We start from the raw sequence: 24,840 nt of genomic DNA, 5'->3' as shown, positions 1-24,840 counted from the left end.
CAATTTTTTAAATTGGTCGTTGAGAATTGGTTTGAGAGTTAAAGAATAAATAGTCATGATCTAAAAATGATAATCTGCTTTATTCAATACTCTTGAGATAACAGTGTAATCTTTAATCCCTTAGGAAAATTCGGTTCAAATTGGATGGTATAAGCATATTGTTGCAGCATTATTTTGACCAAAGATAAGCCCAGTCCATGACCTTTCTGCTGAGCCGATTTACGCCAAAAACGTTGTCCTAAGTAACGAATGTCTTCGGCATTTAAATGTCGGCCGTTATCTCGAATGCGTAACGTATTTTCCTGCATTCTCACCTCAATCACATCAGCGTTTGCATGCAATAAGGCATTTTCAAGCAGATTTTTAAGAACAGAATACAAGACAAATTCAGGTAATGCCAAATCACCAAGACTGTGCCAATCGACCTGAATTTTAGCTGTTGCTTCAGGATAAATCAGTGCTAAATCATCAAGTACTTTTGCAATAATAGGCTGTACCTGAATGCTTGCTTTGATCTGTTCAATAGATTGATCAGTATTCGATAACATCAGTAATTGCTCAAGTAAATCAGCATAGCGACGGACACTTTGATTTGCTTGATCCAAGCTATATTGCAATTTCATATTGCCGTCCGTTTTTGCCATCAGTTGTGCCAATTGCACATTGGTTTTAATTGCGGTTAAAGGACTCCGTAATTCATGCGCCGCGTATGCACTAAAGACTTTTTCATTTTCAAGACTTTGATGCAGTTTATGGACTAAGCGATTCGAATTTTGCACAAAAGGGTAGACCTCTGAGGGCATGGTATTGGCATCTAAGCTCGTTAAATATTGGCTTGCTTCATTGAGCGATAAATTAGACTGACTTAAATCGCTTACAACCTGATCCAAGGCTTTAAATTCTCGACGAACAATTAAAACAATTAAGCCGATACACAACAATAATGACAAGATCAGCGGAATTAAGACCGATTGCAAAATCTGTTTTAGCAAAGACTCCCGCAAAAACATACGCTCTGCAGCCACCACTTGAATCTCACCACGGCGTAACACATAACTGCGCCATTGCGTCTCACCTTGTTGCCAAGTACTAAAACCAACCGCTTGCTGACTTAAATCTTTCGGTGCACCGCGTGTTTTGGCAATGACATGCTGTCCTACACTGATGTCAGAGCTAAATAATGATACTTCGCACGCGATCAATGGTTCTTGGTCTGTGGAATGAAGTTGTTGAGCTAAGGCAGACTCATCCAAGCTTTGCACTGGTAATTGTTGAATTAGCCGTGCGACCATTTGTGCGGAAGCATGTAGACGTTGATCTAGGGTGTCCTGTAGACGTTTTTGTAAGTCGAGATACAGCCAAACAAATACCACACTCCATAAGCCGATCATCACAGCCAAAAGACTACTGACCAAGCGCCATTTTAAGCTGTGTGATTTTTGCATGGAATTGACTCAGGAATTTTAAACATATAGCCGACGCCCCGAATGGTCTGGATATAGTCCGCATGCAATTTTTGCCGTAAATGATAAATATGGACATTCAGGGCATTACTTTCAATGCTATCTTGAAAGCCGTATAACTTATCTAACAGCACTTCATTTTTAAGCACTTGATTTGGATGGCTCATCAAGGTTTCAAGCAAACTGTATTCACGTCGTGAAAGCTGAATAATCTGATCTTGATAATGGACTTCTTGAGTGTCTTTATTGAGCATTAAGTGGTCAAATTGAATGACATTCGATGAAAAACCGCGGTGACGTCGGGTGAGTGCATGAACCCGTGCAATTAGTTCATCCAGTTCAAAAGGCTTGGTTAAATAGTCATCGGCACCGACATTTAATGCCTCAACACATTGTTGGGTCTGTAACCGTGCGGTTAAAACCAAAACAGGGATATGGATCTGATCTCTGCGCCATGATCGCAGTAAGTCTAAACCATCTTGGTCAGGTAAGCCTAAATCCAGCAAACATAGATCGACCGCACTGTGGCGGATAAAATAATCTGCATCACGCGCATGACTCACATGTTCTACTGAAATATTTAAAAAATCCAATGTGGCACAAATACTTGAGGCAATATATGGATCATCTTCAACCAAAACAACAAACATAGCGTTTTCCTGACTTCCTACCTGTATTTTATAAATGATTTATCTTGTTAATGCTCCCTTAATTTATGCTTTTGCATAATCAACCAAAATAGATTCGTATCGGGTATTGGAAGTCATCTATGCGTATAGGGTTAGCAGGGTTGTGTGGAATATTCAGCATTTTGAGTATGCAAAGCGCATTGGCTGATTTTTTACCCCCTGATCAAGCATTTGCTTTTCAGGCTGTATCGACAGCGCAAGACCAAGCCAGCTTCACGTGGCGTATTGCTGATGGTTATTATCTGTATCATGATCAGCTTAAAGTCATTGAAAATGGCAAAGCATTATCACTGCAACTGCCTCGTCCACAGCAAAAAGATGACCCTAATTTCGGCATGACTGAAGTACATTATGGGCAAGTGCAAGCGACTGTCGCCATGCAACCCAATCAAAGCTATAAAATTGAATGGCAAGGCTGTGCCGAAAGTGGCTTATGTTATCCAGTACAGCGTACAACCATTCACACCGATGGCGATGGATTATTGCCTGAAAGCAAGCTGAGTCAGCAAAGTACAACGCAAAAGAAATTATTAGATGTAGTCACATCGTCGTCATTACCCAATACTGCAATGCCTGCAGATCCACAGGCGAAAAACACTGAAACTGTAACCGTTGTAACGCCAGCAAATACAGCAGAAATCAAAGAGGATGAAAATGGTTTAAGTCCCTCTTCTGAAGTGACTACTTTAACAGAACCTAGCGAAGCCAGTACGCCAGAGCTAGACGATGCCTTGATGATGCAGGCAAGTTCTGAATCTGTGACTACAACGAATGCTGTACAGCGTACGAAGCAGGCCGATTGGAACAACGACCAGTACTTCTTTTATTTACTTTCAACAGACAATATTGCACTGAATCTGATCATTTTTTTAGGTTTAGGTGTATTGCTCGCATTCTTACCTTGTTCCTTACCATTGATTCCGATCTTATCCAGTATTTTAGTGCAACGTCATCGTGGCTATCGTGCCGGCATGATTGCAGGTGTCTTTGTGGTCGGAATGGCATTGATTTATGCCTTGATGGGTTTAGCTGTGGCAGGACTCGGCTATAACTTCCAACGTTGGTTACAAAGTCCCATCTTTATGGGGTTATTTGCGGTCATGTTTTTGCTGTTTGCATTGAATTTATTTGGCGTATTCCAGTTGTCTTTACCACAAGGTGTATTACAGCGTTTAGATCAATGGCAACAACGACAAAAAGGTGGAACCTTATGGGGTTCATTCATTATGGGCATGATCTCTGCGCTAATTGTCGGACCCTGTATGAGTGCGCCATTGGCAGGGGCTTTGCTGTTTGTTGCGCAATTGCCTGAACCGTGGATGGGGGCTAGTTACCTGTTTATTCTAGGTCTAGGTGTGGGCTTACCATTGTTGATTGCTTGTGTGTTTGGTGCACAGTACTTACCCAAACCGGGCGTATGGATGGATCGTCTGAAATTCACTTTTGGTTTTGTCATGCTGTTGTTGGCGGTGTATTTCCTACGTCCTTTACTGCCGAGCGTGGTTTATTTGACGTTGATGGGACTCTTATTCATCGATATCACGGTTTACATTTTATGGAAGATACGTCCGCATATTTCGCAGATGCCGACGCAACTACTGTTTATTGTTATGAGCTTAGCTACTGCAATATCCGGTGGATGGTATATCACGCAAGCATGGTCACAACTGAGTACAACACAAGCCACATCATTAGTCGCATGGCAAAAAGTACGTACCCAAGCTGAGCTTGAACAGGCACTCAATAAAGTCAAAGGACAAGCAGTACTCATCGATGTGTATGCTGATTGGTGTATGGCTTGTCAGCCGATTGAAAAAGAGGTGTTACCTCGTGCCGATGTACAAACAGCTTTAGATGCTGTTGCTCGAATCAAACTCGATTTAACCGAATATGAAGCAAGTCAAGATATTGTGCTGAAAGACTGGCAGATTTTAGGACCTCCAACCATGATTTTCTTAGATGTACACCATCAAGAACAGCGCAATCTACGTTTGACGGGTACCTTTAGTGCAGAGCAACTCTTGAACCGACTTAAGGTGGGAGCACAGCGATGATTTCGAATGAAGCCTTGCATCTTGGACCATTCATGTTGCCTTGGGGACTGTTGTGTTTTGTGTTGGCTTTGCTGGTCAGCGCCATGATTGGACGAAAAGTCGGGCAAAAAGCACAGTGGTCAGCCGAGATTCAACAGCGTTTCCAAGATTCGATTTGGAACAGTGTTTGGATCGGATTAATAGGTGCACGCCTAGTCTTTATTGGATTAAATCTGGAATCTTATCTCGCATCGCCCATTGATATGCTGAAAATTCAAGACAAAGGGTTTCATCTGAGTGGCGGAATAATTATAGGAAGTGCATGGTTTTGGTGGCGAAATTCAGCCATTGCGAACAAAGCAAAGGCCACATTATTGCTGATCTTTGTCATGCTCGTAGGGACAGGATGGACAGCACAAAAAATCACGCATCAAGACAGCCATTATCCAAGTTTGAGTTTTCCAAGTCTGAACCTAGCCAGTCTAGGTCGGTCAGAAATGATTGCGCTAAAACAATTTCAAGGTCAGCCCACGGTTGTGAATTTATGGGCGAGTTGGTGTCCGCCTTGTCATCGTGAAATGCCTGTATTACAGCGTGCGCAGGATCAATATCCTGAGGTGCATTTTGTCATGCTCAATCAAGGTGAAGAGGTCGATACCGTCCGTACTTATCTCACAAAACATCACTTCAGTTTTCAAAATATTTTGCTCGATATGCAGGGTGAAATGCCACAAGCAGTGAACAGTTTAGGTTTACCCACTACCTTATTTTTCAATGCACAAGGTCAGTTAATTGAGCGTCATCAAGGCGAAATCAGTCAAGCGATGTTGCAACAATACTTAAAGAAAATGAATCCATAAATTAATCATAGGATATGTGTCATGAATACTTTACTTAAAACCAGTTTAGTTATCGGAACACTGTTGACGGTGGCATGTGGTGTCAGTGCTAATCCGAATGCCATTAAAAAACAACTAGAAAAAGAAGGCTTTCAATTTGTAAAACCAATTCCTGCACCCGAAGGTTTAACAGGTTGGGTGGGGCATGAAGACCAATATTCCAATACCATTTTTATTTCTAAAGATGGTAAATATTATATAAAAGGTGAGTTATTTGATGCCCAAGGCAATAATCTTTCAAACACCCAAATTGAAACCCATATGAAAAAAGCCATTTTGGATGATGTATGGAAAACATTAGAAGGTTCAACTTGGATTCAAGATGGCAAAAGCGATGCACCACGTATCGTCTATGTGTTCTCTGATCCAAATTGCCCGTATTGCCATAAATTTTGGCAAGAAGCACGTCCTTGGGTAGAGTCAGGCAAGGTTCAATTACGTCATATTCAAGTGGGTGTGATTCGTGAAGAAAGCCGTGCTCAGGTGGCAACTTTACTCATGTCAAAAAATCCAACAGCCGTATTTAATGACATTAATATCAATCGTGGCAAAAATCGTCTTAAACCAGCTGAAAATATTCCTTTAGAGATTGCAGAAAAAATTGATTTTAACCAAAGCTTAATGGGCAAATATGGTTTCTTCTCAACACCATCCATTGCTTGGCGTGATAGCAAGGGGAACTTCCAGTCTGCACAAGGGATGCCGAGTGATCTCAAAGAAATATTTGAAAAATAAGGAAAATAGATGTTCGCCAAGCCAACACAATAGCCCGTCTACGATCATGCTAAGCTCAACGTCAACGACTTAAACATCAGGGGGCGCAATGTCAAATTTACAAGATCCACGCGTATTGTTCGCTTTGGAACGTACAGCATTGGCATGGAACCGCAGTGGTTTAGCCCTGATAGCCTTTGGTTTTGTGATTGAAAAATCAAATGTATTGCTACAACTACTGCACCCTGAGCAATATCAGCACAAAATTATCTATGGACAGTGGCTTGGCAGTGTCGTGATTGTGTTTGGTTTATTGGTGAACTTTGCCTCAATTTTGCAATATCGTCGAGGGTTGCGCTCATTAACCGAACAGGAATTTATTGAGGATTATCAGACCCAACATCCCGTGTGGCTGAATTTATTGACCATGCTGACTGGGTTTTTACTGATCATCTCATTTTGGATTTACTAAACTTGGCTGAGCCTCCATACAAAAGCATGCACAAAAATGTTTATTCCTGACAGTACAATTGATACAGCGTTTGCATAATACCCAGCACTTTAGGGTCTGCCAATTGATAAAAAATTTGTTTGCCTTCGCGACGTGTCGAAACAATTTTATTGTTCCGTAAAACGGTCAATTGTTGCGATAGGGTCGGCTGATGAATATCGGTACATTCCTCAATTTGCTGAACATTTAATTCGCCATTGATCAACACACATAAAATTTTTAAACGGTCAGGATTTGATAACACTTTCAAACAATTGGAAACGGTATCAACCTGCGTAAATTCAATTTTTAAGTTATCGAATGCGATGTTCATAACGTCTAACCCGAATCATAAAAAGCAAAAAGAGCAAAGTATGTCGAGATAATAACATAAAATGGCTTGATTAATATACAAAGATATATAATATAAGTTTGAATATTGTTTATGGCGCGTTAACTATGCATGATTTTGTGACAGCGTTTCTTGGTGGTGCTCTGTTGGGTATAGCAGTGGTGGGTTATTTGTATGTCCATGGGCGTATTGCAGGCATCAGTGGCTTGATTGCGCAGGTACTGAATCCACAAACGATTTTTAAAACGCCTGCAGTGTGGTTTCTTTCAGGCTTGATCATCACGCCATTTATTTATGGTCTTTTTGTACAACCAGAGATTATCGTGTCTGCTAGCCCAATAATGATGATTATTGCTGGTTTACTGGTGGGTTTTGGTACCCGCTTAGGTTCTGGTTGTACCAGTGGTCACGGTATTTGTGGGATCAGCCGATTATCTAAACGTTCCATCATTGCAACTATGACCTTTATGTTTGCAGGCTTTATTGCTGTATATGTCGTTCGTCACTTGATTGGAGCATTCTAAAATGAAAAACTTTTTAGCTTTTGTATTTGGTTCGCTTTTTTCAGTGGGTTTGATGTTCTCTGGCATGTCTAATCCGCAAAAAGTGATCGATTTTTTAGACATATTTGGTAATTGGGATGCAAGCCTTGCCTTTGTCATGATGGGGGCAATTGCTGTGGCATTTATTCCATTCCAAAAAGCGCTACGTAGCAGTGCACCAACCACAGTATTTAATGAGCAGATTGATTTACCAAGTAACAATAAAATTGATTCAAAGCTTATTATCGGTGCCTTAATATTTGGTGCAGGATGGGGGATTGCCGGCATTTGCCCAGCGCCAAGTTTCACCTTAATTGGCTTAGGGCATTATCAAGTTTTATATTTTATAGTGGCGATGCTTGCAGGCGTGTTGATTCACCGTAAATGGTCAGGAGCTTAACTATGCAACAACCGATTGTTCAGGATTTTTTTGATCAAGCGACCAATACATTTAGTTATGTGGTGAGTGATCCGGTAACCAAGCGCTGCGCTATCATTGACAGTGTTTTGGACTATGATGCGGCTTCGGCAACCACCTCGACCACCCATGCTGATGAAATCATTGCATATGTCAAAGTACAAGATTTAAAAGTAGATTGGATTTTGGAAACCCATGTGCATGCCGATCATTTGACTGCAGCACAGTATTTAAAATCTGTACTCGGTGGCAAAATTGCCATGAGTCATCACATTGCCTTGGTGCAAGAAACCTTTAGTGCCATTTATAATTTAGATATCAAGCAGTTTAATGCTCAACAACCATTTGATTATTTATTTGATGATCATGAGCATTTTCATATTGGTGAGCTAGAGGCATATAACATCCCGACACCAGGTCATACGCCTGCATGTTTAAGTTATGTAGTGGGTGATGCAGTTTTTGTGGGTGATACTTTATTTATGCCAGATTATGGCACAGCACGTTGTGATTTTCCGCGTGGTAGTGCAGATACCTTATTTGATTCGGTGCAAAAACTGTATCAATTGCCAGCGTCCACCCGGGTGTTCTTATGCCATGACTATTTGCCAAAAACGCGTGATGAATATCACTGCCAAACCGATATTCAAACGCAAAAAGAGCACAATATTCATATTCATGAGGGAACTACAAAATCTGAATTTGTGCAGATGCGTCATGAGCGGGATGCAACATTAAGTATGCCTAAACTGATTTTGCCTTCGATTCAAATCAATATGAAAGCGGGTCAATTTCCCGAACCTGAAGAAAATGGGGTGTCGTATTTAAAGTTACCGCTTAATTTTTTTAAAACCTAAAAATATTGTATTTCAAATTATTAAAGACTTATTTATGTCTTTATCTTAAAAATTCATATTTATATCTTTAAAGTGAATATTCACTTTAAAGATCTTGGTATTTTAGGTATATTATATTCTATAAAGCTGACTTGTATGATCGGATTTCAAGGAAGCACTGCCTTTTAAGTATTTTTGCTTTCGTTGGCATCTGTTGAGAGAATATGTTGCTAAGACAGAGTGGACTGTTTTTTGCAATTTTAACTTTAGTTTTGCAAATCGCAGTATATTTACAACCACTATTACCCGAAGAATTTCAAATTGCTCCGGTATGTCTCTCTATTACACATAATTTACTGTCCCCAGAAAAGCACAAACACGTACATGAGACGTATAACGAACTTGTTCATCATCTGACCCACGATCATAATCACGACGATCACAATGGACATAACCATCAATGCCAATACTGTACCGTCTATGGTGATGTTGTCCTACCTTTTGATTTTGAGATAGTTGAAATCATCGATAAGATTCAAGTCCGTCTAAGTTTCTATAAAGATGCTTTCCGACATGTATATTTCTCACTGCAAAGGCTTTACTTACTTCCACAAGGTAGGGCACCTCCACACACACTTTAAATCCTAATCAGACCAACAATTTGAATTGTTGATTTACCTCGGTATTTAAAGAGTGATTTTATGAAACTTTATATTTTTGCACCGTTTAGTGGATGCGAACAGAATCGGTTCGCCTATATCATTAGGCTAAAACAATTGATCAAATCCCAACAGATTCACAACAGTCTGCGTCATCGTACTGGTCTATCTTTCCTAAAGCAGTCCCGAAATTATGGGCCGTTTGTGGTTCACCGCATAATTCCACAATAAGGTGATAGACATGGATTTAGGTTTGACAGCACTTGAATTGGCGCGAATTCAATTCGCTTTTACAGTTTCTTTTCATATTATTTTCCCTGCAATTTCCATTGGGCTAGCAAGTTTTCTTGCGGTCTTAGAATGGCGTTGGCTAAAAACACAAGATCCCGTTTACCGTGATCTGTTCCAATTTTGGATCAAGGTGTTTGCATTATCTTTCGGAATGGGAGTGGTTTCAGGGGTAGTCATGAGCTACCAATTTGGCACCAACTGGAGTGAATTCTCTCGTATTGCGGGTAGTGTCACTGGCCCCTTACTCAGTTATGAGGTCTTGAGTGCCTTCTTCTTAGAAGCGGGTTTCCTAGGCATTATGCTGTTTGGGTGGGGAAGAGTGGGTCCTAAAACCCATTTCTTTGCCACACTGATGGTGGCAATTGGCACCTGTATTTCCATGTTTTGGATTTTATCTTCCAATAGCTGGATGCAAACTCCACAAGGCTTCAGCTTTGAAAATGGCATTATAGTGCCGCAAGATTGGTTTGCTATCGTTTTTAACCCATCATTCCCATATCGCTTAGCGCATATGGCTCTAGCAGCATTCCTTGTATCTGGCTTATTGGTCGCTGCTACTGCAGCATGGCACTTACTCAAAGGTCGCCGTGATGCCTTAGTAAAAAAATCATTTTCTATGGCGATGTGGATGATTCTCGCACTTGCACCTTTACAGGTATTTGTGGGGGATATGCATGGTCTAAATACATTAGAACATCAACCTGCGAAACTTGCTGCAATTGAAGGACATTGGGAAACTAATAAAGATCATGGCATGCCGTTATATTTGTTCGGTATTCCTGATATGGAGGCGGAAGAAACCAAGTATGCAATTGGCATTCCGAACCTTGGTAGTCTGATCATGACGCACACCTTAGAGGGAGAGGTGAAAGGCTTAAAAGACTTTGCCCCTGAAGATCGACCAAACTCGCTCATAGTATTTTGGAGCTTCCGCATTATGGTCGGTATGGGAGTCTTGATGATTTTACTTGCTCTGATGGGTGCATGGTTGCGTAAAACTGGGAAATTTTATGAGTCAAAATGGCTACACAAATTTGCCTTATGTATGGGACCTTCAGGCTTTATTGCCCTGCTTGCTGGTTGGTTTACCACAGAAGTCGGTCGTCAACCTTGGGTCGTGTATGGCGTACTGCGTACCAAAGACGCCTTGTCACCAGTATCGGCAGAACAAGTCGGTTTAACCTTAATAATCTTTGTGATCGTGTACTGCATCGTATTTGGTATTGGGATTTATTACATGCTCAAATTGATGGTTAAAGGACCACAGTTCATTCATTCTCATGCCCATAGCGATGGTGAGGTCATTCGTGCATCAAATCGTCCAATGAGTACGATTGATGAGTCGCTTGAAGTACAACCACAGGAGAAAAACCATGATTGATTTATCCTTAATTTGGGTAGTAATCATTGCTGTAGGTGTGCTGATTTATGTGGTACTCGATGGCTTTGATTTAGGGATTGGTATCCTTTTTCCTTTAGTAAAAGATCGCCAAGAACGCGATGTGATGATGAATACCGTTGCACCAGTTTGGGATGGCAATGAAACTTGGATGGTTTTAGGTGGTGCAGGCTTATTTGCGGCATTTCCATTGGTGTATTCGACTGTACTCTCTGCGCTGTATATGCCGATTATCTTAATGGTCATCTCGCTGATTTTCCGTGGAGTCGCCTTTGAGTTTCGTTTTAAAGCGAACCGAACCAAACATTTATGGGATCAAGCGTTTATTTGGGGCTCGATCTTGGCATCATTCTTCCAAGGTATGATTTTAGGTGCTTATATCCAAGGGATTGAAACCACCAATGGTATTTATAGTGGAGGCGGATTGGATTGGCTGACTCCATTTTCAATTTTTACTGGGATTGCTGTAGTGGTGCTGTATGCCACCTTAGGCTGTGGTTGGCTGATTTTTAAAACGGATGCACGTGTTCAAAATCATATGTTTAGCCTCATGCCCAAACTGATTATCGCCTTATTTGTGATTTTTGCTGCGGTGAGTATTTACACCCCATTGGTACATGCAGAGATTGCAAATCGTTGGTTTAGCTTGCCGCAACTGTACTATTTTAGCCCTGTGCCGATTTTAGTATTGATCTTCACATTATTGGCTTTACGTGCCTGTAAAAGACGTCAGGAATTTGCGCCATTTATTTATACACTTGTCTTAGTTGTGCTGGCATATACAGGGTTCTTAATCAGTCTATGGCCAAATATCATCCCACCATCCGTCACCATTTGGCAGGCAGCAGCACCGCAAAGCAGTCAATTGTTCGCCTTGATTGGAGCATTGGTGCTGATACCGATTATTTTGTTCTATACCGCACTGTCGTATTGGGTGTTCCGTGACAAAGTTCGTGTCGGCGATGATGGCTATCATTAAGGAGAATCATCATGAAACTGAATCAAGCAGGCTGGTTTATTGTGCTATGGCTTGGTGGTGTCTTGAGTTTGGCGCTTGTCGCAGGGTTCTTTAGACTGCTGGTGCAGTGGGCTTACTAGAACCTATTCCTTAAATCTGAATCCACTATCTTGCCGGGTAAGATAGTGGATTTTTTTGAGGGACTAAAGGTGAATTGAGTAGGTAAAATATGACAATTTAAAGTGTCGAAATACATAAAATATATTTTTTTATATTCAATACTTCTTTTGAATGATTTTTCTGTTTTTTTAGCTTCTATATTGTTAAAACTAACATGAAGCATTGAAAAAATCTTAAGGAGCGTGAGTGGAACTTAAACAGCTCAAATATTTCATCACCATTGTAGAATCTGGAAGTTTAGGCAAAGCTGCACAAAAACTTGAGGTTGGCACATCGGCACTCAGTCAACAAATTGCAAAACTTGAAGATGAACTTTGTACACGTTTATTACAGCGAAATTCTACAGGTGTGACGCCCACGCCAGCGGGTTTAGCATTTTTTAAGCAAGCTCAACTTTCTCTACGTCATGTGCAATATGCCATTGAGGCGGCGCACTCATCTCGTCTGACGGGTCATGTCAGCGTTGGATTTTCACCCAGTATAGCGTCAGTTTTGGGCATACCATTTATGCAGCTCATGTCAGAGCGTTATCCTGATATTAAAATTCATTTAGTTGAAAGTCTCTCGGGAAATTTAACCAATTTAGTCAACTCAAGACAGCTCGACATTGCCATTATTTTTACCCAAGATGTCGATGCCAATTGGGCAGTACAACCGTTATTAAAAGAACAAATGTTTCTTATGGCAAATCGTTCTTTACTGAAAGAGTATGGCTTTGAACACTGCATTGAAAATGGAAAAATTGATTTAGAAAATGTGAATCGTTTGCCTCTGGTATTACCAAGCCAACGACATGGTTTACGTAAATTCATAGATCAAAAGGTTGAGGGGCTAGACGTAAATTATGAAGTTGATGGTTTACACTTACTCATGAACTGTGTCAGCAACTTAAATATGGCGACTATTCAACCTGTCAGTGCACATTTTGATTATCTCAAATCAGATATTTGTTTACTCAAAGTAGTCGAACCAGTGCTGGATCGAATTAATTATCTTATTAGTATTGCTGAAGAAGAGCTTTCTCCTGCAAGTCTCGCGACCAAAGTAGCAATTAAAATTTGTGTTAAGCAGCTGATCAATAAAGGATTATGGTCAAGTGCAGAGCTATTAGACTTTTAGCCTATTTAATTTTACTAAACACCTATTTAAAAGTTGCCTATCACAGCGCTAGGCAGTTTTGGTCTTAAATTACATCAAATTCGAAAGGGAAGACATCGAATGCATGATGTAATTGTAATTGGCGGTGGGAATGCCGCTTTATGTGCAGCATTGACAGCAAGGGAGGCTGGCGCTTCAGTTTTATTGTTAGAAGCAGCACCAAAGGAATGGCGCGGTGGAAATTCACAACATACCCGTAACCTGCGTTGTATGCATGATGAACCTCAAGATGTGTTAGTCGATGCCTATCCAGAAGAAGAATATTGGCAGGACTTACTCAAAGTAACTGCAGGTAAAACCAATGAGCATTTAGCGCGTTTAGTGATTCGCACCACGGCAACTTGCCGTAATTGGATGCGTCAACATGGGGTAAATTTTCAACCACCGTTATCAGGTGCCTTACATGTAGCACGGACCAATGCATTTTTTATGGGCGGTGGTAAAGCTTTGGTGAATGCCTATTTTAGAAGTGCAAAAGATTTAGGGGTCGAGATTCGCTACAACACAAAAATCAATGAACTAATTATTGAAGATGGGACATTTATTGCTGCAATTGCTGAAGATGGCACGCGTTTTGACGGCGCTTCATGTGTATTAGCTGCAGGTGGATTTGAATCCAATCGCGAATGGTTAAAAGAAGCGTGGGGACAAAATGAAAATGGCGAATGGCCTGCAGATCATTTCATTATACGAGGCACACGTTTTAACCAAGGCAACTTATTAAAGTTCATGATTGATCAGGGTGCAGATATTATTGGCGACCCATCTCAATCACATTGTGTCGCAGTTGATGCCCGCGCACCGCTCTACGATGGTGGCATTTGCACCCGTATTGACTGTGTTTCACTCGGCATCGTGGTCAATAAAAATGCGCAACGTTTTTATGATGAAGGCGAAGATTTCTGGCCGAAACGTTATGCCATTTGGGGGCGTTTAGTTGCAAAACAGCCAAGTCAGATTGCGTATTCAATTATTGATTCAAAATCGGTTGGGCGTTTTATGCCACCAGTCTTTGAAGGTACTAAGGCAGATACGATCGAAGAGTTGGCAGAAAAATTAAATCTAGATGTTGCGACTTTAGTTCAAACCGTGAAGGACTATAACCAAGCCTGTGTGGCGGGTGAGTTTAATCACACGGTACTGGATAATTGCCATACCGAAAATTTAACGCCCGCAAAAACACATTGGGCTGTTCCTTTAAACCAACCGCCATATTATGCCTACGCTTTACGTCCAGGCATTACTTTCACCTATCTAGGCTTAAAAGTCGAAGATGATGCCGCTGTGCGCTTTGAAAATGTCGCGAGTCCAAATCTATTTGTTGCAGGCGAAATGATGGCAGGCAATGTACTTGGGCAAGGTTATACGGCCGGTGTAGGTATGTCGATCGGAACGACATTTGGCCGGATTGCAGGAAAAAATGCGGCTCAAGCTGCGTTTAAACTGGGAGTTTAAAGAATGAATGCAAATGTTAAAAACTTAATACCAGTTGTGCAGCTCACGGATCATGAACAACAAGTAAAACAGGCTTTACAGATTTGTAATGCATGTCGTTACTGCGAAACATTCTGCGCGGTTTTCCCTGCAATGACCAAAAGACTTGAGTTTACTCAAGCCGATATTCATTACATGGCAAATTTATGTCACAACTGTGGCGCATGTTTACATGCCTGTCAGTATGCGCCTCCGCATGAATTTGGCGTCAATATTCCTCAAGCCATGGCACAAGTCCGCCTAGAAACCTATCAAGAATTTGCAGTTCCTGCATCTTTTGGTGCGATTTATAAAAAGACCGGAATTCCGCTAGTTTCTGCGATGTCGGTATTTTTTGCATTACTGATGCTCTTGGGTGTTTGGCTCAATGGCACCAATATCTTTGGTCAATATCAAGGGAATTTTTATGCAATTTTTCCGCATAACTTTCTTGCCGTGTTATTTGGCTCTGTATTTCTCTTAGCTTTTATGCTTTTGGGCTTGGGAATAGCAAAATTTTGGAAACAAACTTCAAAAATTATTCCAGAAGGCGTTGCTCAACCCGATATCTTACAAGCGTCAAAAAATGTCCTGACCTTAAAATATTTAGATGGTGGACATAGTAAAGGCTGTAATGAGGAAGATGATCGTTATACACAAATCCGCCGTGTTTTCCATCACTTTACGATGTATGGATTTTTACTTTGCTTTATGGCAACCAGTGTCGCGACGATGTATCACTACTTTTTGGGCTTAGAAGCACCGTATGCCTACACCAGTTTACCGGTGATTTTAGGTACATTGGGCGGTATTGGTCTGATCATTGGACCGATCGGGCTGCTACATCTCAATATTAAACGACATCCGATGCATGGTGATGCAAAACAAAAACCAATGGACCGTGGTTTTATCTTCTTGTTATTGCTGATCAGCATTACAGGTCTGGCGTTATTGGTATTTCGCGATAGTTCCGCAATGGCTCTCTTGCTGATTGTTCATCTTGCAACCGTTATGACTTTCTTCTTGACGATCCCTTTTGGTAAGTTTGCGCACGGCTTTTACCGAAGTGCCGCATTACTAAAATTTGCCGTCGAAGAACGTGTCGCAAAACTTAAAACGAATTCAAAAACCAAGTAAGCACCCAAACCACAACCGGACCATGGAGGTCGATGATGGCTATAGGTAAGAAAATTGAATTTTTAAATGGACTACAACGTTATAAGGATATTTTAACAATGAAGAAATTAAAATGGTTAGCCGTCGCTTGCACCAGTATTGCAGTCGTTGGCTGCGGCACAGGCAATGCCTCAAAAGATCCTGGTCATCCAAAACGTGCAGAATGTATTGCACCTGCAAAGCCGGGTGGTGGTTTTGATATGACCTGTAAGCTGATCCAATCCGGCTTTAAAGAAACAGAAGTATTAAAAGATCCGATGCGTGTGACCTATATGCCAGGCGGCGTTGGGGCCGTTGCTTACAATAAAATCGTGAATAATGATCCAGCAAATAACAATGCGGTCATCGCATTTTCAACTGGTTCTTTACTGAATTTGGCTCAAGGTAAATTTGGTAATTTTACTGAGAAGGATGTGAAGTGGCTTTCGGGTGTAGCTGTTGATTACGGTTTAGTGGCAGTGCATAAGGATTCGCCATTAAAAACACTGGATGATCTGATGAAGGCGCTAAAAGAAAATCCAAAAGGGATCAGTTTTGGTGGTGCTGGCAGTGTGGGTGGTCAAGATTGGATGCAAACGGCAATTTTGGCTAAAAAGGCTGGGGTAAATCCTGCCAACTTGAGTTTTGTAGCTCTCGAAGGCGGTGGCGAAGTATTAACAGCCTTGTTAGGTCAACATATTCAAGTGGGCGTGGGGAATGTGAGTGAAATTGGCTCGCATCTCGAAGCGGGTAATATCCGCGTTCTAGCAGTGTTTTCTGATAAACGTTTAGCGGGTAAATTTTCTAAGTTATTAACTGCGAAGGAACAAGGCTACGACTTGGAATGGCCTGTGATTCGTGGTTTCTACATGGGACCAAAGGTCAGTGATGAGGCATATGCTTGGTGGAAAAATGCCTTTGATAAAATGATGACCAATCAGAAATTTGATGCCGTTCGAGAAAATCAGGATCTGTTGCCATTTGAATTAACAGGTGAAGAAATTAGTGCTTATGTCTATAAGCAAACGGCTGAAATGCGTCAATTATCAGAAGAATATAAATTATCAAAATAACAAATACGCTGAGTTGAATGCCTTTTCAACTCAGTTTTTTGTTTTCGAGGATAGATGATGAAATCTGAACGGATTCTTACGGCCATCATTGCGGTCTGCGGTTTTTTCTTATTAATTTACGCATGCAATTTTGAAGCGCCGATTTCCTACGACCCTGTAGGACCGAAAGCCTTTCCAATTTTACTGATGGGTTTAATTACAGTGAGTGCCATTTATTTGACTGTGCGCCCAGCCATGATGTTTGAACCTGTTGAACTAGGTTGGACTAAGCATTTAATCGGCAAACTTGTTCTATGTACATTGGCATTGTCACTGTATGCGCTTTGCTTCGAATGGTTGGGATTTATCGCGGCAACGCTACTGATGACCATCGCGGTTGGGAAACTTTTTAACGGGAAAACAGTACCAGTTGTTATTACGGGTTTGGTGCTGAGTATGAGTACCTACTATCTGTTTGACCGTGTTTTGGATGTGCCATTGCCACTAGGCTTCTTGGGTTAGGGATGACAACGACATGGACATATTTAATTTCTTAATGACAGGTTTTGAAGTTGCCTTACAACCACAAAATTTACTCATTGCTTTTATTGGTGCATTTATTGGAACGATTGTCGGACTGTTGCCGGGATTGGGTCCAATCAATGGTGTTGCCATCTTATTACCATTTGCTTACGCCTTAGGATTACCCGTTGATAGTGCTTTAATTTTATTGGCAGCAGTCTATCTCGGTTGTGAATATGGTGGACGAATTTCTGCAATTTTGCTGAATGTACCGGGCGATGCGGGTGCAATTATGACCACTTTAGATGGTTATCCTTTGGCTCAGCAAGGTAAGGCAGGTATTGCTTTATCCCTTTCATCTGTTAGCTCATTTATAGGTAGTACGATTGCCTTTATTGGGATTGTTTTATTTGCTCCGATTTTGGCACGATGGGCGGTTTCCTTTGGACCAGCGGAATACTTTGCCTTGATGGTTTTTGCCATTGTTTGCCTGACGGGTTTAGTCAGCACGCAACCATTTAAAACGTTAATCATGGCGCTGATCGGTCTGGCAATTTCGACCGTGGGTATGGATGCGATTACCGGTGTTTATCGTTTTACATTTGATAGTGTGGGTTTAAGTGACGGCATTGCCTTTACAACTGTGGTGATTGGTTTATTTAGTATCAGTGAAATTTTACTGCTGCTTGAACGGACCACGATGGGCAAAGTGGTTTTAGAACAAGGAAAACGCTCATTATTTAATGTCAAAGAGTTTCTGAGTGCTTTAGCCACCATGATTCGTGGATCCTTGATTGGGTTTTTCTCAGGGATTTTACCGGGTGCGGGTGCCAGTGTGGCGAGTGCCATGGCGTATACCACTGAACGTAAAATGGCGGGGGATAGTAGTCAATTTGGTAAAGGTGATCTACGTGGTTTGGCCGCGCCAGAAAGTGCTAATAACGCGGCAGCATGTGGTTCTTTTGTCCCAATGTTGACTTTAGGTGTACCGGGTTCTGGAACAACTGCGGTCATGATGGGGGCTTTGACCATGTATAACATTACTCCAGGTCCGCAGTTATTTACGGAGCAACCAGTTTTGGTTTGGGTATTGATTGCATCCTTAATGGTGGGAAATATTATCTTATTGGTATTGAACTTACCCTTAGTTGGCTTCTTTGCGCGTTTACTTTCGATTCCAAGTTATATTTTGATTCCAATTATTGCTACAGTCAGCTTTGTTGGGGTATTTGCAATTCACAGCACTGTTTTCGATCTCGTGCTTTGTATGGGGCTCGGTATTGTTGGATATATCCTTCGAAAATTTGATTTTCCATTGGCACCTCTGATTCTTGGTTTTGTACTGGGTGAATTGATGGAGTCAAATCTACGACGTGCACTCTCCATTTCTCAAGGTGAGCTCAGTATTCTGTGGAGCAGTAACATCAGTATGGGACTATGGGTCATGTCAGCACTGTTGTTGATCTTGCCAATCGTCCGTAAATATCTATTCATTAAAAAGCAAAAAGCTTAAATGGAGAAGCAATGGTCAGCGAGTCTGACCATTGCTGTTAGATCATATGGAAATAATAAAATTAAATGCCAAAGGATTGGTATGCGCACTGATCGGTGCGCTCATCGCAAATTTACTTCATCTCCCTTTACCGTGGTTGCTCGGGCCATTACTCGCGGCTTTATTGTTTGGTTGTATAGGCCAACCACTCACATGTTCACCGCATTGGCGTAAAGTGGGACAAGTCATTATTGGTATGGTTTTGGGACTATATTTTACCCCAGCGCTAGTCCATGCTATTTCTGCCTATTGGATATTTATCGTACTCGGCATCTTATGGTCATTGATTTTGGGAACACTTATCGCAGGATTACAATATGGTATCAATGGTTTAGATTGGGCAACGGCGTGGTTTTCTTCTGCAATCGGCAGTGCCAGTGAAATGGTGAATATCGCAGAACATCATCATGCGCAAGTGGATAAAGTTGTTGCTGCGCATAGTTTGAGAATCGTGGCACTTGTGGTGCTTGTACCAATCGTTTTAGCAGCATTATTTGATATTCATTGGGTGAGTCTAGACCCACACATCATTGATCACTTTGGAATTGTCCAAATTCTTCTTTTATTTGCTCTAGCCTGCTTGATTGCGCAAATATTTCAAAAATTCAACGTATTAAATGCATGGGTTCTCGGACCATTAGTTATGGTGGGATTTCTTTCATTTTTCGGAGCATTGGAATTAAAATTTCCGACGTGGTTTACGGCCTTTGGACAAATATGTATAGGTTGGTCATTAGGCACAAAGTTTCCTTTTGGCTTTTTAAAAAGCCATAAAAAATTCATCGCCATCACGACCATTTTGAATTTGTTGGCATTAGGATTATCTATCCTGTTTGCATTGTTCTTGATGTATATCAGTCATGCTAATGGGAAGATTTTAGTTTTAGGCTTATCTCCCGGCGGCATTGCAGAAATGTCTTTAATGGCAAAAGCCCTTGGATTAGCTGTGCCTATCGTGGTTGCGTTTCAACTATCACGGCTGATTTTTGTGATATTGACCACCAATTATTTCTATCAATTGAGCAAAAAAATATTTTTTAAAACAACAGATAAGCCTTAATCGTCCACTCAATTCGATCTTTGATTCAGATGAATTAAATAGAACACTTTCTATAGATTGCATTTAAAATAAAGTGGAGTAGAAGTTAGAAAAAAATGAGATTAATGAAAGATAGTTGAGAAAAGGGTCTTAAATGATGGTTTGAAAGTGAAGATGAGCAAGAGGGATCAATTTGATTCAGGACTGCTCTCGTCAGTCCCTTATTATTTTAATGCCGTTTTAGAGCAGTAAATTTTAAATTTCATTATTATGCAAAATTCGAAGATTTAACGTCAAAATTAAATTTCGCGCCAAACATCATTCTTATCTTTGAATGAAATCATAAAGTTAAATTTATCATCATTGCTTACCAACAGACCTTCTGGCGTTTGCATAATCACTTTCAGAACGGTACCAGTTTCAAAAACCAAAGGACTGCAATTTTCTTTATTTAATGTAATTGGTTTGAGTAATTCAACAATTGCACTTTCCATTTTACTTCCCCAAGCATAGGTTGTTAATTGAACTTAGCATATTATTGGTGAAGAAACATGTTTTGTAAATGATGTGAGCTCCATCGCAGAAAATATTTTAGAAATTTCCATAACTTAAGTTTAAATAATGGTTAAATAAATTAAGGTTTTTTAATCTATTGATATCAAAAATAATTTTAAAATATGACAAACTTTTTAATTGTAATTATATGTCCTAAGATGTGTCTTTTGTTCCACAAACAATGACCAGATCATCAAAAGGGCATGATCAATAATGAATTTAAGGTGAACTTCAGTTTTCATCCTTAAGCTAACCGAATGATGTGTCGTCTTGTATTTGATTGTTAAATTTCAGATTAAACAGCGTTAAATCTTCAATCTGAACAAGAAAATTAATGAAATAAAACTTATTATCAGCAACTCAATCTAAAAACAAAGATTCAGGGAAATGTAGGACCAATGTTTAAATCTTTTTTTCCAAATCCAAAATGGTTTTTTGGATCATTCCTTATATGGTTCGTGATCAATATTGTCTTGTGGTATAGCGGTGGCAATAGTTGGGGTACGATGTTTGGTTTACCTGCAAATTATCATCAAGCAGAGCTGCCTATTGGTATTAGCCGATTTTGGAGCCCCAAATTTTTATGGTTCTATGCTTGGTTTTTTGTAGCAACGGCACTCTTTGCAGCCTTTTGGAAGATTAAATCAGATAATCCTTGGCAACGATGGTCTGTGTGGGGAACCGCATTTATCCTGTTTAATGTTTGGTTTAGTGTGGAATGTAATGTCGTAATCAATGCTTGGTATAACCCATTCTATGATCTGATCCAGAAGATGCTTTCAGGTGGTGGGGGCGAAGTGGCGACGCTATATTCAGAGACGCTGACTTTTCTCTATGTGGCCATGGTATATGTCACACTGGCGGTATTGAACCTGTTTTTCGTTAGTCATTATGTTTTTCGTTGGCGTACCGCAATGAATGACTTTTATACAGCGCATTGGGAAAAACTGAGAACCATCGAAGGTGCCTCACAGCGTATTCAAGAAGATACGATGCGTTTTGCGAGAACCACAGAAGGACTTGGGGTTAGCTTGGTTGAATCGGTGATGACATTAATTGCATTTCTCCCTGTGCTGTTAACTTTGTCAACACATGTAAAGAAATTACCTGTCGTGGGGGAAATCACCTATGCATTAGTTTGGGCGGCAGTCCTTTGGGCAGTATTAGGGACGGTTATTTTAATGCTTGTGGGTTATAAACTACCGGGTTTGGAGTTTAATAATCAAAAAGTCGAAGCAGCATATCGTAAAGAATTAGTTTATGGTGAAGATCATGCAGATCGAGCAGATCCTCTCACATTAAAAGAATTATTTGGTAAAGTCCGATTTAATTATTTTAGACTGTATTTTCACTATGCTTATTTCAACCTAGTTCGTATTTGGTATATGCAGCTTGATAATATTTATGGGTTCTTTGTATTGTTTCCAAGTATTGCAGCGGGAACAATCACGCTCGGTATATTAATGCAAATTTTAAATGTCTTTGGGCGTGTACGTGATTCTTTCCAATACCTGATTTCCTCGTGGACAACCATTATTGAACTGATTTCTATTTACAAACGTTTAAAATCATTTGAAAAAACAATTAATAATTAATTTTTAATCTTAAAAATGACCTGTAGTTAATTACAGGTTTTTTTTATGGTTTTAATTAATGAGAATTACAAATAAATAAAATCAATAAATTAAAGAGGTTAGATCTTATTTCATGATTTTTTAAAAAAAATGTAAATAAAAATACTTATTATGTAATTTTGGTAATTTTACGTATGTATATTGTATTCATATCGATGATTAATTTATAAAAATTACATTTTTGTTGAATTTTATCACATTTTATTTGCTTTTTTTTACATTTGAAATGCAAACAAAATCACATATTTTTGGTGTTTGTGTGTATTTTTTTGCAAATTTATTCTTTCTGTTTGGCGTGAAACATCTTAACAATGCGATAAAGAAAAAAACTTTAATATTTTTTTTAACTTTGCTGAACTGTTATATGTCCATTCACATGCCTTTTGATTAATAAGATAAAGCTTGTGGTTAAAAAAAAATTTAAATCATAAATATATAAATAAACCAGAGGGTAATTGTCATGTTACACGTCCAAGTTGTATCAAAAGAACATCATTCTGTTTTAGAAAACATACAAACGAGTAATATTTTATTAAAGGAGGCTTCTGTTGTTGTTATACATACTTCAAAAGAAAATGTTTTAAGTATGGAGAGAAGTGGAAATACTTTAATTATAAAAATGAAAGACGGACAGCAACTAATAATTGAGAATTACTTTACAGATAATCCAAATGAAAACAATGTTGTACTAGAAGAAGATGATAAATTATATCTATTAGAAACAAATCCAAATGAAGCTGGATTATTTGAAATTAACTATAATCCGATCGATGAAATTAATCCTTTACTCTATTCAGATTCAACAGTTGGTTTATGGACGTGGTTATTTCCTTTAGTTACTGCTGGAGGCATTTTAGCTTGGGCAAATAATGATTCAGATAGTTCATCGGGTTCGGGTAACTCAAATCAAGCACTCGATGCGGCAGAAAAAGCGGTAAAAGCAGCAGAAGATGCAAATAAAGCCGCAAAGGATGCTTTGACCGATGCACAAGCGGATGGATTAATTACCCCTGAAGAAAAGACCAAGCTTGAGCAAGCACTTGCCGATGCCAAAGCTGCTGAGGATGCTGCTCAGAAAGCTGTTGACGCATTAAAAGACAGTACTGAAAAAGACAACTTACAAGATCGTCTCGATAACTTAACGGATATCGTGATTCCACCTGTGACCGATGCAGATGGTAATGGCATTGATGATGCGGTGGATGCGCAAATTGCCGATGCAGAAGCAGCAGTGAAAGCAGCGGAAGATGCGTACCAAGCAGCAGAAGATGCACTTTCAGAGGCTGAATCAAATGGCTTAATCACCCCAACCGAAAAAGCTGAACTTGAAGAAGCCCTCAAAGCGGCACAAGACGCCAAAGACGCAGCGCAAGATGCGGTCGATGCCTTACCATCGGCACCTGCAGCAGTGCAAGATGCCAAAGATGGCTTCCAAGATCGAATTGATGCGTTGACGGATATCACTATTCCAGCAGTCAACGATGCCAATGAAAACGGAGTTGATGACAGCACAGAAAATCCAGTGGATTTAGCTACAGATCTGGTTGAAGCAGCAGAAGATGCGTATCAAGCAGCAGAAGATGCACTTACTGATGCGAATGCAGATGGCGTGATTACACCAGAAGAACAAGCAGCTTTAGAAGATGCCTTGAAAGATGCGCAAGATGCCAAAGATGCAGCACAAAATGCAGTGGATGCCTTGCCAGCAGGAACAGATAAAGACGACTTACAAGATCGTCTCGATAACTTAACGGATATCGTGATTCCACCTGTGACCGATGCAGATGGTAATGGCATTGATGATGCGGTGGATGCGCAAATTGCTGATGCAGAAGCGGCAGTGAAAGCGGCAGAAGATGCGTACCAAGCTGCAGAAGATGCCTTAGCGGATGCTGAATCAAATGGCTTAATTACGCCAACCGAAAAAGCCGAACTTGAAGAAGCCCTCAAAGCGGCACAAGATGCCAAAGATGCAGCACAAGACGCGGTGAATGCCTTGCCATCTGCACCTGCAGCAGTACAAGATGCCAAAGATGGCTTCCAAGACCGTATTGATGCGTTGACAGATATCACCATTCCAGCAGTGAACGATGCGAATGAAAACGGCGTAGATGACAGCACAGAAAATCCAGTGGATTTAGCTACAGATCTGGTTGAAGCAGCAGAAGATGCGTATCAAGCAGCAGAAGATGCACTTACTGATGCGAATGCAGATGGCGTGATTACAGCAGAAGAACAAGCAGCTTTAGAAGATGCCTTGAAAGATGCGCAAGATGCCAAAGATGCAGCACAAAATGCAGTGGATGCCTTGCCAGACAGTGCGGACAAAGATGCACTGCAAGATCGCATTGATGCCTTAACGGATATCGAGATTCCAGCGGTCACCGATACCGATGGCAATGGCATTGATGATGCAGTTGATGCACAAATTGCCGATGCCGAAGCGGCAGTAAAAGCCGCGGAAGATGCGTATCAAGCCGCAGAAAATGCATTAGAAGAAGCCAATGCAAACGGCTTAATCACCCCAACCGAAAAAGCTGAACTTGAAGAAGCACTCAAAGCGGCACAAGACGCCAAAGACGCAGCGCAAGATGCAGTGGATGCTTTACCGTCTGCACCAGCAGCCGTGCAAGATGCCAAAGATGGTTTGCAAGACCGTATTGATGCGTTGACGGATATCACCATTCCAGCAGTCAACGATGCCAATGAAAACGGAGTTGATGACAGCACAGAAAATCCAGTTGATTTAGCCACAGATCTTGTTGAAGCAGCAGAAG

Annotated in this window: 24 protein-coding genes; 20 read left to right on the top strand and 4 right to left on the bottom strand. The window is 40.5% G+C overall.

Annotated features, from left to right (window positions below):
• Positions 1-83: 83 nt before the first annotated feature.
• Complete coding sequence (locus FTU29_RS07485) at positions 84-1,445, bottom strand: ATP-binding protein (RefSeq protein ID WP_180121201.1); 1,362 nt, start codon at positions 1,443-1,445, stop codon at positions 84-86.
• The gene (locus tag FTU29_RS07480) at positions 1,424-2,113 is read right to left on the bottom strand and encodes a response regulator transcription factor (protein WP_180121199.1); all 690 of its coding nucleotides are present in this window, start codon (positions 2,111-2,113) and stop codon (positions 1,424-1,426) included. Before FTU29_RS07480 ends, FTU29_RS07485 begins: the two co-directional genes overlap by 22 nt.
• Positions 2,114-2,232: 119 nt before the next feature.
• On the opposite strand from FTU29_RS07480, the gene dsbD reads away from it, so the two are divergent.
• The 4 genes from dsbD (at position 2,233) to FTU29_RS07460 (ending at position 6,270) form a co-directional block, all read left to right on the top strand.
• Entirely contained in the window at positions 2,233-4,206 is a 1,974-nt protein-coding gene (gene dsbD / locus FTU29_RS07475) for a protein-disulfide reductase DsbD (RefSeq protein WP_180121197.1), read from the top strand.
• Entirely contained in the window at positions 4,203-5,045 is an 843-nt protein-coding gene (locus tag FTU29_RS07470) for a TlpA disulfide reductase family protein (protein WP_180121196.1), read from the top strand. Before dsbD ends, FTU29_RS07470 begins: the two co-directional genes overlap by 4 nt.
• A 21-nt stretch (positions 5,046-5,066) precedes the next feature.
• A complete protein-coding gene (gene dsbG / locus FTU29_RS07465; RefSeq protein WP_180121194.1) occupies positions 5,067-5,819 on the top strand; it encodes a thiol:disulfide interchange protein DsbG in 753 nt (250 codons plus the stop codon).
• Between the two features lie 88 nt (positions 5,820-5,907).
• On the top strand, positions 5,908-6,270 hold the full coding sequence (locus FTU29_RS07460) for a YidH family protein (RefSeq protein WP_180121192.1): 363 nt from the start codon (positions 5,908-5,910) through the stop codon (positions 6,268-6,270).
• Positions 6,271-6,310: 40 nt separating this feature from the next.
• On the opposite strand, the gene FTU29_RS07455 is transcribed toward FTU29_RS07460, so the two are convergent.
• Positions 6,311-6,622 carry a metalloregulator ArsR/SmtB family transcription factor gene (locus FTU29_RS07455; RefSeq protein ID WP_078193081.1) on the bottom strand — a complete coding sequence of 104 codons (312 nt, stop codon included), beginning with the start codon at positions 6,620-6,622 and terminating at the stop codon, positions 6,311-6,313.
• A 125-nt stretch (positions 6,623-6,747) separates the two neighbouring features.
• On the opposite strand from FTU29_RS07455, the gene FTU29_RS07450 reads away from it, so the two are divergent.
• The 14 genes from FTU29_RS07450 (at position 6,748) to FTU29_RS07390 (ending at position 19,895) form a co-directional block, all read left to right on the top strand.
• Positions 6,748-7,164 carry a YeeE/YedE family protein gene (locus FTU29_RS07450; RefSeq protein ID WP_180035493.1) on the top strand — a complete coding sequence of 139 codons (417 nt, stop codon included), beginning with the start codon at positions 6,748-6,750 and terminating at the stop codon, positions 7,162-7,164.
• A gap of 1 nt (position 7,165) precedes the next feature.
• Entirely contained in the window at positions 7,166-7,582 is a 417-nt protein-coding gene (locus FTU29_RS07445) for a DUF6691 family protein (RefSeq protein ID WP_180121190.1), read from the top strand.
• Positions 7,583-7,584: 2 nt separating this feature from the next.
• Entirely contained in the window at positions 7,585-8,457 is an 873-nt protein-coding gene (locus FTU29_RS07440) for an MBL fold metallo-hydrolase (RefSeq protein ID WP_180121188.1), read from the top strand.
• 206 nt (positions 8,458-8,663) lie between these two features.
• A complete protein-coding gene (locus FTU29_RS17425) occupies positions 8,664-9,077 on the top strand; it encodes a DUF2946 domain-containing protein (protein WP_078193302.1) in 414 nt (137 codons plus the stop codon).
• A 259-nt stretch (positions 9,078-9,336) separates the two neighbouring features.
• Positions 9,337-10,767 carry a cytochrome ubiquinol oxidase subunit I gene (locus tag FTU29_RS07435; RefSeq protein ID WP_180121186.1) on the top strand — a complete coding sequence of 477 codons (1,431 nt, stop codon included), beginning with the start codon at positions 9,337-9,339 and terminating at the stop codon, positions 10,765-10,767.
• The gene (cydB, locus tag FTU29_RS07430; protein WP_078193076.1) at positions 10,760-11,764 is read left to right on the top strand and encodes a cytochrome d ubiquinol oxidase subunit II; all 1,005 of its coding nucleotides are present in this window, start codon (positions 10,760-10,762) and stop codon (positions 11,762-11,764) included. Before FTU29_RS07435 ends, cydB begins: the two co-directional genes overlap by 8 nt.
• An 11-nt stretch (positions 11,765-11,775) precedes the next feature.
• The gene (locus tag FTU29_RS07425; RefSeq protein WP_111886050.1) at positions 11,776-11,883 is read left to right on the top strand and encodes a DUF2474 family protein; all 108 of its coding nucleotides are present in this window, start codon (positions 11,776-11,778) and stop codon (positions 11,881-11,883) included.
• Positions 11,884-12,109: 226 nt separating this feature from the next.
• Positions 12,110-13,042, top strand: coding sequence for a LysR family transcriptional regulator (locus FTU29_RS07420; RefSeq protein ID WP_180077346.1), 933 nt, complete (start codon positions 12,110-12,112; stop codon positions 13,040-13,042).
• Positions 13,043-13,141: 99 nt separating this feature from the next.
• Positions 13,142-14,536: an FAD-dependent tricarballylate dehydrogenase TcuA gene (gene tcuA, locus FTU29_RS07415; RefSeq protein WP_180024033.1), complete on the top strand. Its 1,395-nt coding sequence runs from the start codon at positions 13,142-13,144 to the stop codon at positions 14,534-14,536.
• A 3-nt stretch (positions 14,537-14,539) separates the two neighbouring features.
• Positions 14,540-15,691: a tricarballylate utilization 4Fe-4S protein TcuB gene (gene tcuB, locus FTU29_RS07410; RefSeq protein WP_180121185.1), complete on the top strand. Its 1,152-nt coding sequence runs from the start codon at positions 14,540-14,542 to the stop codon at positions 15,689-15,691.
• A 35-nt stretch (positions 15,692-15,726) separates the two neighbouring features.
• The gene (locus FTU29_RS07405; RefSeq protein ID WP_180077340.1) at positions 15,727-16,782 is read left to right on the top strand and encodes a tripartite tricarboxylate transporter substrate binding protein; all 1,056 of its coding nucleotides are present in this window, start codon (positions 15,727-15,729) and stop codon (positions 16,780-16,782) included.
• Between the two features lie 54 nt (positions 16,783-16,836).
• Positions 16,837-17,283, top strand: a complete 447-nt coding sequence (locus FTU29_RS07400) for a tripartite tricarboxylate transporter TctB family protein (protein WP_180024036.1) — start codon at positions 16,837-16,839, stop codon at positions 17,281-17,283.
• Between the two features lie 13 nt (positions 17,284-17,296).
• Complete coding sequence (locus FTU29_RS07395; protein WP_180121178.1) at positions 17,297-18,796, top strand: tripartite tricarboxylate transporter permease; 1,500 nt, start codon at positions 17,297-17,299, stop codon at positions 18,794-18,796.
• Positions 18,797-18,842: 46 nt separating this feature from the next.
• Complete coding sequence (locus tag FTU29_RS07390) at positions 18,843-19,895, top strand: AbrB family transcriptional regulator (RefSeq protein WP_180121175.1); 1,053 nt, start codon at positions 18,843-18,845, stop codon at positions 19,893-19,895.
• A gap of 278 nt (positions 19,896-20,173) precedes the next feature.
• Here the strand turns inward: FTU29_RS07390 and FTU29_RS07385 are convergent, their stop codons facing one another.
• Positions 20,174-20,368, bottom strand: coding sequence for a hypothetical protein (locus FTU29_RS07385; RefSeq protein WP_078193067.1), 195 nt, complete (start codon positions 20,366-20,368; stop codon positions 20,174-20,176).
• Between the two features lie 459 nt (positions 20,369-20,827).
• On the opposite strand from FTU29_RS07385, the gene sbmA reads away from it, so the two are divergent.
• Positions 20,828-22,024 carry a peptide antibiotic transporter SbmA gene (gene sbmA / locus FTU29_RS07380; RefSeq protein WP_180121173.1) on the top strand — a complete coding sequence of 399 codons (1,197 nt, stop codon included), beginning with the start codon at positions 20,828-20,830 and terminating at the stop codon, positions 22,022-22,024.
• 499 nt (positions 22,025-22,523) lie between these two features.
• The coding region (locus FTU29_RS07375; RefSeq protein ID WP_180121171.1) for a BapA prefix-like domain-containing protein at positions 22,524-24,840 on the top strand (2,317 nt) is incomplete at its 3' end.

The organism is Acinetobacter sp. YH12086 (assembly GCF_013419345.1).
Taxonomy (GTDB): domain Bacteria; phylum Pseudomonadota; class Gammaproteobacteria; order Pseudomonadales; family Moraxellaceae; genus Acinetobacter; species Acinetobacter amyesii.
This window is presented reverse-complemented; position numbering and strand designations above follow the sequence as displayed.

Bases quoted from the DNA above. Each gene is read 5' to 3' on its own strand.
- FTU29_RS07485 (WP_180121201.1), bottom strand. From the start codon at position 1,445: ATGCAAAAATCACACAGCTTAAAATGGCGCTTGGTCAGTAGTCTTTTG.
- FTU29_RS07480 (WP_180121199.1), bottom strand. From the start codon at position 2,113: ATGTTTGTTGTTTTGGTTGAAGATGATCCATATATTGCCTCAAGTATT.
- dsbD (WP_180121197.1), top strand. From the start codon at position 2,233: ATGCGTATAGGGTTAGCAGGGTTGTGTGGAATATTCAGCATTTTGAGT.
- FTU29_RS07470 (WP_180121196.1), top strand. From the start codon at position 4,203: ATGATTTCGAATGAAGCCTTGCATCTTGGACCATTCATGTTGCCTTGG.
- dsbG (WP_180121194.1), top strand. From the start codon at position 5,067: ATGAATACTTTACTTAAAACCAGTTTAGTTATCGGAACACTGTTGACG.
- FTU29_RS07460 (WP_180121192.1), top strand. From the start codon at position 5,908: ATGTCAAATTTACAAGATCCACGCGTATTGTTCGCTTTGGAACGTACA.
- FTU29_RS07455 (WP_078193081.1), bottom strand. From the start codon at position 6,622: ATGAACATCGCATTCGATAACTTAAAAATTGAATTTACGCAGGTTGAT.
- FTU29_RS07450 (WP_180035493.1), top strand. From the start codon at position 6,748: ATGCATGATTTTGTGACAGCGTTTCTTGGTGGTGCTCTGTTGGGTATA.
- FTU29_RS07445 (WP_180121190.1), top strand. From the start codon at position 7,166: ATGAAAAACTTTTTAGCTTTTGTATTTGGTTCGCTTTTTTCAGTGGGT.
- FTU29_RS07440 (WP_180121188.1), top strand. From the start codon at position 7,585: ATGCAACAACCGATTGTTCAGGATTTTTTTGATCAAGCGACCAATACA.
- FTU29_RS07435 (WP_180121186.1), top strand. From the start codon at position 9,337: ATGGATTTAGGTTTGACAGCACTTGAATTGGCGCGAATTCAATTCGCT.
- cydB (WP_078193076.1), top strand. From the start codon at position 10,760: ATGATTGATTTATCCTTAATTTGGGTAGTAATCATTGCTGTAGGTGTG.
- FTU29_RS07425 (WP_111886050.1), top strand. From the start codon at position 11,776: ATGAAACTGAATCAAGCAGGCTGGTTTATTGTGCTATGGCTTGGTGGT.
- tcuA (WP_180024033.1), top strand. From the start codon at position 13,142: ATGCATGATGTAATTGTAATTGGCGGTGGGAATGCCGCTTTATGTGCA.
- tcuB (WP_180121185.1), top strand. From the start codon at position 14,540: ATGAATGCAAATGTTAAAAACTTAATACCAGTTGTGCAGCTCACGGAT.
- FTU29_RS07405 (WP_180077340.1), top strand. From the start codon at position 15,727: ATGGCTATAGGTAAGAAAATTGAATTTTTAAATGGACTACAACGTTAT.
- FTU29_RS07400 (WP_180024036.1), top strand. From the start codon at position 16,837: ATGATGAAATCTGAACGGATTCTTACGGCCATCATTGCGGTCTGCGGT.
- FTU29_RS07395 (WP_180121178.1), top strand. From the start codon at position 17,297: ATGGACATATTTAATTTCTTAATGACAGGTTTTGAAGTTGCCTTACAA.
- FTU29_RS07390 (WP_180121175.1), top strand. From the start codon at position 18,843: ATGGAAATAATAAAATTAAATGCCAAAGGATTGGTATGCGCACTGATC.
- FTU29_RS07385 (WP_078193067.1), bottom strand. From the start codon at position 20,368: ATGGAAAGTGCAATTGTTGAATTACTCAAACCAATTACATTAAATAAA.
- sbmA (WP_180121173.1), top strand. From the start codon at position 20,828: ATGTTTAAATCTTTTTTTCCAAATCCAAAATGGTTTTTTGGATCATTC.